Source organism: Candidatus Omnitrophota bacterium (assembly GCA_016929445.1).
Taxonomy (GTDB): Bacteria; Omnitrophota; Gorgyraeia; order JAFGIU01; family JAFGIU01; genus JAFGIU01.
The window spans coordinates 46,431-55,737 of sequence record JAFGIU010000063.1 but is presented as its reverse complement, the minus strand read 5'-3'; the positions used below and the strand labels follow the sequence as shown (position 1 = coordinate 55,737).

At 54.6% G+C, this 9,307-nt stretch carries 21 protein-coding genes; all 21 read left to right on the top strand.

The window, feature by feature from the left end; all coding sequences use genetic code 11:
• Window positions 1–91, top strand: a 91-nt coding sequence (locus JW937_05680; protein MBN1586905.1) for an elongation factor Tu, incomplete at its 5' end; no start/stop codon positions are given.
• Window positions 92–106: 15 nt separating this feature from the next.
• Complete coding sequence (gene rpsJ / locus JW937_05675; GenBank protein MBN1586904.1) at window positions 107–412, top strand: 30S ribosomal protein S10; 306 nt, start codon at window positions 107–109, stop codon at window positions 410–412.
• Between the two features lie 54 nt (window positions 413–466).
• A complete protein-coding gene (gene rplC, locus JW937_05670; protein MBN1586903.1) occupies window positions 467–1,333 on the top strand; it encodes a 50S ribosomal protein L3 in 867 nt (288 codons plus the stop codon).
• Window positions 1,334–1,335: 2 nt separating this feature from the next.
• Window positions 1,336–1,998 carry a 50S ribosomal protein L4 gene (gene rplD, locus JW937_05665; GenBank protein ID MBN1586902.1) on the top strand — a complete coding sequence of 221 codons (663 nt, stop codon included), beginning with the start codon at window positions 1,336–1,338 and terminating at the stop codon, window positions 1,996–1,998.
• Complete coding sequence (gene rplW / locus JW937_05660) at window positions 1,995–2,273, top strand: 50S ribosomal protein L23 (protein MBN1586901.1); 279 nt, start codon at window positions 1,995–1,997, stop codon at window positions 2,271–2,273. Before rplD ends, rplW begins: the two co-directional genes overlap by 4 nt.
• A gap of 1 nt (window position 2,274) precedes the next feature.
• Window positions 2,275–3,117: a 50S ribosomal protein L2 gene (gene rplB, locus JW937_05655; protein ID MBN1586900.1), complete on the top strand. Its 843-nt coding sequence runs from the start codon at window positions 2,275–2,277 to the stop codon at window positions 3,115–3,117.
• A 37-nt stretch (window positions 3,118–3,154) separates the two neighbouring features.
• Window positions 3,155–3,448, top strand: coding sequence for a 30S ribosomal protein S19 (gene rpsS, locus JW937_05650; GenBank protein MBN1586899.1), 294 nt, complete (start codon window positions 3,155–3,157; stop codon window positions 3,446–3,448).
• On the top strand, window positions 3,448–3,816 hold the full coding sequence (gene rplV / locus JW937_05645) for a 50S ribosomal protein L22 (protein MBN1586898.1): 369 nt from the start codon (window positions 3,448–3,450) through the stop codon (window positions 3,814–3,816). The genes rpsS and rplV overlap by 1 nt, the downstream gene beginning before the upstream one ends.
• Window positions 3,817–4,503, top strand: coding sequence for a 30S ribosomal protein S3 (gene rpsC, locus JW937_05640; protein ID MBN1586897.1), 687 nt, complete (start codon window positions 3,817–3,819; stop codon window positions 4,501–4,503).
• A gap of 14 nt (window positions 4,504–4,517) precedes the next feature.
• The gene (gene rplP / locus JW937_05635; GenBank protein MBN1586896.1) at window positions 4,518–4,937 is read left to right on the top strand and encodes a 50S ribosomal protein L16; all 420 of its coding nucleotides are present in this window, start codon (window positions 4,518–4,520) and stop codon (window positions 4,935–4,937) included.
• 7 nt (window positions 4,938–4,944) lie between these two features.
• Window positions 4,945–5,139, top strand: coding sequence for a 50S ribosomal protein L29 (gene rpmC / locus JW937_05630; protein MBN1586895.1), 195 nt, complete (start codon window positions 4,945–4,947; stop codon window positions 5,137–5,139).
• Window positions 5,139–5,429, top strand: a complete 291-nt coding sequence (gene rpsQ, locus JW937_05625) for a 30S ribosomal protein S17 (protein MBN1586894.1) — start codon at window positions 5,139–5,141, stop codon at window positions 5,427–5,429. The genes rpmC and rpsQ overlap by 1 nt, the downstream gene beginning before the upstream one ends.
• On the top strand, window positions 5,426–5,797 hold the full coding sequence (gene rplN / locus JW937_05620) for a 50S ribosomal protein L14 (GenBank protein MBN1586893.1): 372 nt from the start codon (window positions 5,426–5,428) through the stop codon (window positions 5,795–5,797). Before rpsQ ends, rplN begins: the two co-directional genes overlap by 4 nt.
• Window positions 5,798–5,807: 10 nt before the next feature.
• The gene (gene rplX / locus JW937_05615; protein MBN1586892.1) at window positions 5,808–6,068 is read left to right on the top strand and encodes a 50S ribosomal protein L24; all 261 of its coding nucleotides are present in this window, start codon (window positions 5,808–5,810) and stop codon (window positions 6,066–6,068) included.
• Window positions 6,069–6,072: 4 nt separating this feature from the next.
• Complete coding sequence (gene rplE, locus JW937_05610) at window positions 6,073–6,624, top strand: 50S ribosomal protein L5 (GenBank protein MBN1586891.1); 552 nt, start codon at window positions 6,073–6,075, stop codon at window positions 6,622–6,624.
• Window positions 6,625–6,632: 8 nt separating this feature from the next.
• On the top strand, window positions 6,633–6,818 hold the full coding sequence (locus JW937_05605; protein ID MBN1586890.1) for a type Z 30S ribosomal protein S14: 186 nt from the start codon (window positions 6,633–6,635) through the stop codon (window positions 6,816–6,818).
• Between the two features lie 12 nt (window positions 6,819–6,830).
• Complete coding sequence (gene rpsH, locus JW937_05600) at window positions 6,831–7,229, top strand: 30S ribosomal protein S8 (protein ID MBN1586889.1); 399 nt, start codon at window positions 6,831–6,833, stop codon at window positions 7,227–7,229.
• 6 nt (window positions 7,230–7,235) lie between these two features.
• A complete protein-coding gene (gene rplF, locus JW937_05595) occupies window positions 7,236–7,775 on the top strand; it encodes a 50S ribosomal protein L6 (protein ID MBN1586888.1) in 540 nt (179 codons plus the stop codon).
• A 14-nt stretch (window positions 7,776–7,789) separates the two neighbouring features.
• Window positions 7,790–8,155, top strand: coding sequence for a 50S ribosomal protein L18 (locus JW937_05590; GenBank protein ID MBN1586887.1), 366 nt, complete (start codon window positions 7,790–7,792; stop codon window positions 8,153–8,155).
• Between the two features lie 5 nt (window positions 8,156–8,160).
• On the top strand, window positions 8,161–8,856 hold the full coding sequence (gene rpsE / locus JW937_05585; GenBank protein ID MBN1586886.1) for a 30S ribosomal protein S5: 696 nt from the start codon (window positions 8,161–8,163) through the stop codon (window positions 8,854–8,856).
• Window positions 8,856–9,305 carry a 50S ribosomal protein L15 gene (rplO, locus tag JW937_05580; GenBank protein MBN1586885.1) on the top strand — a complete coding sequence of 150 codons (450 nt, stop codon included), beginning with the start codon at window positions 8,856–8,858 and terminating at the stop codon, window positions 9,303–9,305. Before rpsE ends, rplO begins: the two co-directional genes overlap by 1 nt.
• The last annotated feature ends 2 nt before the right edge of the window (window positions 9,306–9,307 follow it).

Below are 9,307 nucleotides of genomic sequence, written 5' to 3'. Positions count from 1 at the left end.
GCCGATCGCGATGGAGAAGGAATTGCGTTTCGCGATTCGAGAAGGTGGCCGTACGGTTGGTGCCGGCGTCGTCGCCGAAATCTACGAGTAGTAAGGAAGGTTAGCAATGTCTCAGACAAAAATCAGGATTCGGCTGCGGGCCTTTGACCACCGGCTCCTGGACCAATCCACTTTTGAAATCGTGGAAACAGCAAAGAGGACCGGGGCGCGTGTTTCCGGGCCCATTCCTCTGCCTACCAAGCGGGAGATCTTCACCGTATTGAGGGGTCCGGTCATTGACAAGAAAGCGCGCGAGCAATTTCAGATCAAGACCCATAAACGGCTCCTTGATATCATCAATCCTACCGCCAAAACCATTGATGCTCTGAGAAAGCTGGACCTCTCCGCGGGAGTCGATGTAGAAATCAAGTAACCCACGAAAAGACCTCACTTTATAGATGTCTTTTTTGTTTCTATTAGGATCGCTATGCAGAAGCTTGCTATTTTGGGTAGAAAAATCGGGATGACTCAGATCTTTAAAGAGGAAGGGGACCGCGTTCCCGTGACTGTGGTGCAGGCAGGGCCTTGTCCTATTCTGCAGGTGAAGTCGCAGGAAAGTCATGGGTATTCTGCGCTTCAAATCGCCTTTGAGGATAAAAAGGCTGCTCGATGCACCAAAGCAGCTCTTGGTCATTTCAAGAAGGCGGGTGTGAGCCCCAAGCGTTTTGTGCGGGAAATCCGTGTGAAGGATGTGCCTGAGCAATACCAGGTCGGCGGCTCAGTGACCGTGGATGTCTTCCAGGAGGGTGACTGGGTGGATGTGACGGGCACGACCATCGGCAAAGGTTTTGCCGGGGGCATGAAGCGCTGGAATTGGCGCGGAGGGCCAGGGGGCCACGGTTCCATGAGCCACCGTGCGCCGGGTTCCATCGGCCAGAGTTCCAGCCCGTCCAGGGTTTTTCGCGGGCTGCACATGCCCGGGCATATGGGAAATGTGACACAGACTGTTCAGAATCTGCGGGTGGTGTCTGTGGATTACGATCGGAATCTTCTCCTCATCAGGGGCGCTGTCCCGGGTTCTGAGGAAGGCTGTTTGGTGATTCGCCATGCAGTTAAGAAGAAGATGAGTCCGCGTATCGAGCGCGTCAAACCCGAACCAGAGGTTCAGGAAGAAGCCCCGGTTGAGGAAGAGGTGGTGAACGAGGCTTCTCAGGCCGTCCAAGAGGCGGCTGTGGAGGCTGTTGCGGATTTGGAAGCCCAGGCAGAAGGCCTTGTTGACGGGGCTCCTGAGAAAAACCAAGAGACTGCTGAAGAAGCTCCCGAGCCCGAGGGCGAAGAGAAGAAAGAGTCATAGGGATGGCGACGAGCAAGTTAAAAGAATCACAGATATTGCCTGTATTGGATGCGGATGGAAAGCGGGTGGGCAAGCTTTCTTTGGATCCCCAGGTTTTTGACGGGAAAACCAATCGTAACGCTATCCACCAGGTTTGGGTCAGTTCCCAAGCCAATCAGAGACAGGGCAATGCTTCCACCAAGCATCGTGGTGAGGTGAGCGGAGGGGGCGTTAAACCTTGGCGTCAGAAAGGGACCGGCCGCGCACGCCATGGTTCCAGCAGATCTCCGATCTGGCGCGGAGGGGGCACTGTTTGGGGGCCGAGGCCCCGGGACTATTCCCAGAAGGTGCCCAGGAAGCTGGGCCGCGCTGTACTCCGGTGGGTGCTTAACGAAAAGCTTTTGGCTGAAGAGATTGTTATCATCAAAGAGTGGAGCACTCCTGAGCAGCCCAAGACCAAAGCCATGGTTTCCCAACTTGAGGCATTCGGAGTCCTCAAAGACCGTCCTTTGTTGGTTACTGATGAAGTGGCGCCGTTAATTTATAAGTCAGCAAGGAATCTTCGAGGCGTGGGCGTGGTTTCAATTGATCAAATCGGAGTCCGGGATCTCTTGACTCACGGCAAGTTGGTGATTACGGAGAATGCATTCGGCAAGCTTGTAGAGAGGGTACAGGTGTCCTCATGAGAACCTCCCACGACGTTATTGTTTCTCTGATGCGGACTGAAAAGGGCGCATCGATGGAGCCCTTGAGAAAGTACCTTTTTAGAGTTTCGATGACAGCGAACAAAATCGAGATTCGCAGGGCGGTCGAACAAATTTATAAGGTCAAAGTGGAGCAAGTGAATACGGCGACAATGCGGGGAAAGAACCGCCGTGTTCGCCATCAGATCGGCAAGACTCCTAATTGGAAGAAGGCCATCGTGACATTAGCCCCGGAAAATAAGATAGAGACAATTTGACATGGCTGTAAAACGATATAAACCCACAACCCCGTCACGGCGCTACGCGGTTACGCAGAGCACTTCCGATATCACAAGCACCAATCCCGAGAAGAGCCTGCTGCGCCCTCTGAAGAAGTCCGGGGGCCGGAATAGTCACGGGCACATTACCATGCGCCGTCGCGGCGGGGGTCACAAGAGACGCTACCGTTTGATTGATTTCAAGCGGTTGCGTGAAGATGCCCCTGCTGTGGTTTTGAGCGTGGAATACGATCCTAACCGTTCCGCGCGTATTTCCCTTGTGCAGTATCCTGACGGGGAGAAAGCCTATGTGCTCTGTCCGGCGGGTATCAAAGTCGGTGAGCAGCTCCACGCGGGTGTGGATGTGGAAATTAAACCTGGGAATACCCTTCCGCTTCGGGCAATTCCCACCGGCACACCGATTCACAATATTGAATTGATTCCCGGTAAGGGCGGGGAATTGGCGCGCGCGGCAGGGACTTCGGCCCAGCTCTTAGCCAAAGAGGACAAGATGGGGCATGTGAAACTGCCCTCGGGTGAAGTCCGGTTGATTCCTCTCAAGTGCCGTGCCACTGTGGGTGAACTCAGTCCTTTGGATCACCTGCTCATCGTTTCGGGTAAGGCGGGGCGTTCCCGCTGGATGGGGCGCCGTCCTAAGGTTCGAGGTGTGGCAATGAATCCGGTGGATCACCCTCATGGAGGGGGTGAGGGTAAGGCGGGTTCCGGAAATCCGCATCCTGTTTCTCCTTGGGGTACACCGACCCTCGGGTATAAGACCCGTAAGCTTCGCAAGGCATCTGATCGCTTTATTGTGAGAAAGCGGCCAAGTAGGCGTAAGAAGTAGAGTCATCAAAGTGTTTTTGACGGAGGAATACTGAAATATGGGGCGTTCACTAAAAAAAGGCCCGTACGTTGATCCCCGGCTGGTAGAAAAATTCGAGCGTTACTCCAAGTCCGGAGACAAGAGACCCTTGCAGACTTGGTCCCGTCGCTCAACGATTATTCCGGAATTTGTGGGCTATACATTTGCGATTCATAACGGCAAGACGTTTATCCCTGCGTTTATCACTGAGAATATGGTGGGCCATAAGCTGGGGGAGTTCTCTCCTACGCGCACATTCCGTCGCCATGGTGGAAATGAGAAGGCATCTGCCGGAAAGATTGGAAAGAAGTAATGAAGGGTAAAGCGATTTGGAGACATGCCAGGGTTTCTCCGCGCAAGGCGCGCCTGGTCGCCGCTGCGGTACAGGGCAAGCAGGTGCCGCAGGCCTTGGCAGAACTGGAGTTTATGGGCAAGCGTGCCGGGCAGCTTTTGAGCAAGGTTATCCGCTCAGCCACTGCAAACGCCACCCGTGACGGGAGTGTTCATGCGGGGGAGCTGTATATCTCGAAGATTACTGCAGACGGTGGGCCGAGTTGGAAACGCTGGATGGCTGTGCCGATGGGGCGCGCCACGCGGGTTCTGAAGAGGACCAGTCATTTGGCTGTGGAGCTGGATGTGAAGCGGCCGGCCGGTAAAGAGGAATCGAAAGCGAGGGCTTAAGTGGGTCAAAAGGTTCATCCGGTCAGTTATAGGTTAGGTTATATTCGTCAGTGGGACTCCCGCTGGTATGCGGACAAGGCCTCGCTCCCCAAAATCCTCAATGAGGATATGCGGATTCGCAGACACGTTAAGAAGAATTTTGCGCAGGCGGCCATTGCGCGAACCGAGATCGAACGCTCCGGTGAAAAGATTCGCGTTTTTGTGCACACGGCCCGTCCGGGGGTTCTGATCGGGCGCCGGGGCACTGAGATTGACCGGCTTCGGGATGACTTAGAGAAGATTGCGGGGCGGGAGGTTCAAATTGAAATCCGGGAGATCAAGAACGCCGCGATTGAAGCCCAGCTGGTAGCCGAAAATATTTGCTTCCAACTTGAAAAGCGCGTTTCCCATCGCCGGGCCATGAAGAAGGCTGTTTCCGCAGCAATGGAGGCGGGCGCCGGGGGTGTGCGTGTCCACTGTGGCGGTCGTTTGGGCGGAGCGGAAATGTCCCGTCGTGAAGGGTACCATGAAGGCAAGGTCCCTCTCCATACCCTTCGGGCGGATGTGGATTATGGTTTTTCGGAGGCGCGCACTACTGCCGGGGCGATTGGTGTGCGGGTTCATATTTATAAGGGAGAAATACTGGACCCGATGGCCAAAGCCAGAGATGAGGCAGCGGAACGTAAGCCTCAACGCAGGCGCGGTTAAGGAGGTTTTAAGTTATGGCGCTTTTAATGCCCAAGAGAGTCAAGCATCGGAAGATGCAGCGCAGAAGACGCACGGGCCTGGCCACAAGCGGTGGGTCGTTGAGCTTTGGGGAGTTCGGGCTTAAGAGCCTCGAGAACCACAGCCTGAGCAATCGTCAGTTGGAGGCGGCCCGCGTGGCCTTAACCCGGCATCTTCAGCGCGGTGGAAAGGTATGGATCCGGGTGTTTCCGGATCGTCCCTTCACTAAAAAGCCGGCGGAAACCCGTATGGGTAAGGGAAAGGGCGCATTGGAGTACTGGACCGCGAACATAAAGCGCGGGCGCATGCTTTTTGAGACAGAAGGCGTACCCCAGGAGCTGGCGCGTGAAGCCATGCGCCGTGCCGCACATAAGTTACCGTTTCGAACCAAGTTTGTCGTTAGGGCCCACCATTGAGATGACTATGAGAGCGCAAGAAATTAGACAACTTTCTGATGACGAGATTCGCGAGAAGGTGCAGGCCTTCAAGGAAGAAATGTTCAACCTGCGGGCACAGGCTGCCTCCGGGCAGCTGGATCGATCCAGCCATATAGCCGAAGTGCGCCACGATATAGCGCGCGCACTGACCATCCTTCGTGAAAGGAAAGGCGAAAACTGATGCAGACAGAGGGACGTGGAAAGCGCAAGCAGCGGGTTGGGAAGATCGTCAGCGATGCCATGCAGAAAACACGCATGGTGCAGATTTCTACCCTGACTCCGCACCCCAGGTACAAGAAGGTAGTGACCCGCTTCCTCAAGGTGGCTGCTCACGATGAGAAGAACGAGTCCCGAAAGGGAGACTTGGTTCGCATTATCGAGACGCGTCCGCTATCGAAGACGAAGCGCTGGCGTGTTGTTGAGATTGTCAGGCAGGGAGAGATCGCTGCTTCCGTGGAGCAAGAGTCATGATCCAGGGCTTCAGTTTATTACAGGTTGCCGACAATTCAGGCGCCAAGAAGGTCAGGTGTATCGGTGTTCTCGGGCGCGGCAACAAGCGTTACGGCGAAATTGGAGATATTGTCACTGCCAATGTGCGTGAAGTCAGCACGGTTTCAACGAATGTTAAGAAGGGTGAAGTGGTTAAGGCGGTGATTGTGCGCACCAAAGATACGATTGTGCGGCCGGACGGCACTTATGTGCGCTTTGATCACAACGCTGTAGTTTTGATCGATAACCAGAAGAATCCCCGTGGAACGCGTGTCTTCGGTCCTGTGGCCCGTGAACTGCGCGAGAAGAATTTTACCAAAATAATTTCTCTGGCCCCTGAGGTCGTTTAAGGAACTGAGTATGAAGATCAAAAAGAATGACAATGTGATCGTAATTGCGGGCAAGGACAAGGGTAAGACCGGCAAAGTGCTCGCGGTATTCCCGCGCAGAGAGCGTGTATTGGTGGAACACATCAATATGGTGAAGAAGCATAGCCGTCCCAGGCGCCAGGGAGAGCTCGGCGGAATCCAGGAGCGCGAAGCGCCGATTCACGCGTCCAATGTGATGTTATTTGACCCTCGGCGTAACAAGGGTGTTCGATCACCCAAGTCTTTGGAATAAATTCATGGAACATTCACGATTAGAGAAAATCTATCAAGAAAAAGTCGTCCCGGCCTTGCAGGAGAAGTTTGGCTACAAGAATGCAATGCAGGTACCGAGACTCAAGGCAATACACGTCAACATGGGATGCGGCGAGGCGTCTAAGGACGACAAAATTTTAGAAGAAGCGGTGAGGGATCTGGGCCGGATCACCGGGCAGAAGCCGGTAGTGACTTTGGCCAAGAAGTCCATCGCCGGATTTAAAATCCGGGACGGCATGCCGGTTGGATGCAAGGTAACGCTTCGCCGTGCCGCTATGTATCACTTTTTGGATAAGCTTATCAGTGTTGTTCTGCCCAGACTTCGCGACTTCCATGGGGTTCCGGCGAGTTCCTTTGACAAGAACGGGAATTATTCCATGGGTCTTACGGAACAGAGCCTTTTCCCTGAGGTAGACCTGGACAAGGTGCAGCATGTTCAGGGGATGCATATCACTGTGGTGACATCCGCAAAGAAGGCGGATGAGTCACGGGAACTCCTGAGTCAGTTTGGATTCCCGTTTCAGAAAGAGGGGTAGTTTAGTTTATGGCGAAGAAAGCATTAATCGAGAAGGCCAATAGGACCCCCAAGTTCAACGTGCGCAAGTACCATCGCTGTAATATGTGCGGCCGTTCAGGTGGGTACGTTAGGCGCTTCGGCCTCTGCAGAATCTGCTTCAGAGAAGCAGCGTCCAGAGGCGAGATCCCCGGCGTGGTTAAGGCCAGCTGGTAAAAGGAATACAACGTGAGTATTACTGATCCCATTGCTGACATGTTGACGGTGGTCCGGAATGCCATTCAGGCAAAGAAGGCGCAGACCGTTGTACGTAATTCCAAGATGGCCCGTGAGATTCTAGGGATTCTCAAGGCCGAGGGTATGATTAAGGATTTTCGAGTTCTTGAAACAGATGTGCAGGGGGCAATCCGCGTGTACTTGCGGTATACGCCTGGAGGCAAGCCTGTTTTGACCGGCTTGCAGCGCGCATCCAAACCCGGGCTTCGGGTTTACAGGGGCTGCGATAAGCTGCCGAAGGTGCTCAGTGGTCTGGGCACTTCGATTATTTCGACTTCAAAGGGTGTGATGACCTCACAGGAAGCTCGCAAGCAGAAGCTTGGCGGCGAGGTCCTGTGCTACGCATGGTAGGTTCCGATGTCTCGAGTGGGTAAAAAACCAATATCAGTGCCGCAAGGCGTACAAATTACGATTGATGGGAGAGATATCGCGGTCAAGGGTCCCAAGGGGAGCCTGTCCCTGCGCTGTGATCCACGCATGAAGGTGGAAAAGCAGGAGCAGGAATTGGTGGTGAACCGCCCTACGGACAACAAGCTTGATCGTTCCCTGCACGGATTGACCCGCTCCCTGATCGCTAACATGGTTGAAGGGGTGTCCAAGGGTTTTGTCCGTAAACTGGAAATTGAGGGTGTGGGTTATCGTGCGGAGATGAAGGGCAGGACTTTGAGTATGAATGTGGGCTATTCGCATACCATTACCTTTGATTCACCCGAGGGCATCACGATTCAGTGCCCCAAACCGAATCAGATTGTGATTGAAGGCTCGGACAAGCAGCTGGTGGGGTATTCCGCCGCGCGCATCCGGGGATTCTGCAAGCCCGAGCCCTATAAGGGCAAGGGGATTCGCTATGCCGGGGAGCGTGTTCGTCGCAAGGCCGGCAAGTCTGCAGCGAAGTAGTAAGGAGTTGAGGAATGGCCTTTAAAAATTTAAAGAGGATATCGTTGAATCGCCGTCACCGCCGTGTTCGCAAGAAGGTGCGCGGATCAACGGATAGACCCCGGGTGGCTGTTTTTAGAAGCAATATGCATCTGTATGCCCAAGTGATTGACGATATGGCTGCGCGCACTCTGGTGGCAGCCAGTACGAGCGAGCAGGCCCTCAAGGACTTGCCTCGTGGGAATAATGTGGCAGCCGCGACGAAACTGGGTGAAGTGCTCGCCAAGAAGGCCGGTGAGGCCGGGATCAAGGCAGTGGTCTTTGACCGTGGTGGGTATCGTTATCACGGGCGCGTTAAGGCTCTGGCCGAAGCGCTGCGCAAAGGCGGATTAGAGTTTTAGGAGGTATGAATTCAGTGTCAGACGAGCAGACTTTAGACAATCAGCCGACAGAGGATGAGCCTCAGGAAGACGTCCAGGCTCCGGATGAAAAGGATGCGGACCTTGAGGCGCCTGCAGCGGCTGCCCCCGGTAAAGGCGGTTCAGGCCGGGGGGCTTCGGGAGGCAGGCGCGGTCAACAGGGACGTGGCGGCCGCGAGGGCCGAGGCGGCCAGGGATGGGGCAAACAGGAACCCCGAGATACAGAGTTTACTGAGAAAGTTATTGCGATCAACCGTGTTTCCAAGGTTGTGAAAGGTGGAAAGCGGTTTTCCTTCAGTGCTTTGGTTGTGGTCGGAGACGGTAAAGGCCGGGTGGGTTATGGATTGGGCCGGGCCCGCGAAGTTGCGGAAGCGATTCGCAAGGGAGTTTCCATCGCGCGCAAGGGTTTGTTTTCCATCTCCTTGAAGGGTACAACGATTCCGCATGAGGTTCTCGGCCGCCAGGGCGCGGCCATTGTGCTTCTTAAGCCGGCGGGTGAGGGTACAGGTGTTATCGCCGGCGGCGCGGTCCGGGCCACCTGTGATGCTGCGGGCATTAAGGATATCCTGACCAAGTCTTTGGGATCCCGAAATCCGATCAATGTGGTGAAAGCCACTTTTGAAGGTTTGCAAAGCGTTCGGAGCAAGGAAGAACTGGAAAAGCTCCGAGAGGGGAATGACTGATGAAGGTTCATGAACTCAAATCCAATAGCGGCGCCCGGCGTTCTTCGATTCGCAGGGGCCGCGGGCGCGCCTCAGGAAAGGGTGTTCGCTGCGGCAAGGGTCAAACAGGACAGAACTCCCGTGCCGGCCACGGCCATAAGCTCTGGATGGGTGGGGGTGAGGTTTCTTTGATCCGGCGAGTGCCCCGTTTTGGTTTTAATCATGTGCCCAAGGTGGCCTATCAAATTGTGAACACCGGGCAGTTACAATCCTTGGACGAAGGAATAAATGAGATTACGCCGGAAATCCTTCTGGAGAACCGGGTGATTCGCAAAGCTTCCTTGCCGGTGAAGCTGCTTGCCGAGGGCGAGCTTAAACGCAAGGTCAAGATTTCTGTGCACAAGGCTAGCGTGGCTGCACGGGAAAAGGTCCAGGCTGCAGGCGGGACCGTAGAATTACTGGAGTTATAAGC

Coding starts and splice junctions, on each gene's coding strand:
- rpsJ (MBN1586904.1), top strand. CDS start 107: ATGTCTCAGACAAAAATCAGGATTCGGCTGCGGGCCTTTGACCACCGG.
- rplN (MBN1586893.1), top strand. CDS start 5,426: ATGATCCAGGGCTTCAGTTTATTACAGGTTGCCGACAATTCAGGCGCC.
- rplX (MBN1586892.1), top strand. CDS start 5,808: ATGAAGATCAAAAAGAATGACAATGTGATCGTAATTGCGGGCAAGGAC.
- rpsS (MBN1586899.1), top strand. CDS start 3,155: ATGGGGCGTTCACTAAAAAAAGGCCCGTACGTTGATCCCCGGCTGGTA.
- rplF (MBN1586888.1), top strand. CDS start 7,236: ATGTCTCGAGTGGGTAAAAAACCAATATCAGTGCCGCAAGGCGTACAA.
- rpsQ (MBN1586894.1), top strand. CDS start 5,139: ATGCAGACAGAGGGACGTGGAAAGCGCAAGCAGCGGGTTGGGAAGATC.
- rplD (MBN1586902.1), top strand. CDS start 1,336: ATGGCGACGAGCAAGTTAAAAGAATCACAGATATTGCCTGTATTGGAT.
- rplP (MBN1586896.1), top strand. CDS start 4,518: ATGGCGCTTTTAATGCCCAAGAGAGTCAAGCATCGGAAGATGCAGCGC.
- JW937_05590 (MBN1586887.1), top strand. CDS start 7,790: ATGGCCTTTAAAAATTTAAAGAGGATATCGTTGAATCGCCGTCACCGC.
- rplE (MBN1586891.1), top strand. CDS start 6,073: ATGGAACATTCACGATTAGAGAAAATCTATCAAGAAAAAGTCGTCCCG.
- rpsE (MBN1586886.1), top strand. CDS start 8,161: ATGAATTCAGTGTCAGACGAGCAGACTTTAGACAATCAGCCGACAGAG.
- rplO (MBN1586885.1), top strand. CDS start 8,856: ATGAAGGTTCATGAACTCAAATCCAATAGCGGCGCCCGGCGTTCTTCG.
- rplB (MBN1586900.1), top strand. CDS start 2,275: ATGGCTGTAAAACGATATAAACCCACAACCCCGTCACGGCGCTACGCG.
- rplC (MBN1586903.1), top strand. CDS start 467: ATGCAGAAGCTTGCTATTTTGGGTAGAAAAATCGGGATGACTCAGATC.
- JW937_05605 (MBN1586890.1), top strand. CDS start 6,633: ATGGCGAAGAAAGCATTAATCGAGAAGGCCAATAGGACCCCCAAGTTC.
- rplW (MBN1586901.1), top strand. CDS start 1,995: ATGAGAACCTCCCACGACGTTATTGTTTCTCTGATGCGGACTGAAAAG.
- rplV (MBN1586898.1), top strand. CDS start 3,448: ATGAAGGGTAAAGCGATTTGGAGACATGCCAGGGTTTCTCCGCGCAAG.
- rpmC (MBN1586895.1), top strand. CDS start 4,945: ATGAGAGCGCAAGAAATTAGACAACTTTCTGATGACGAGATTCGCGAG.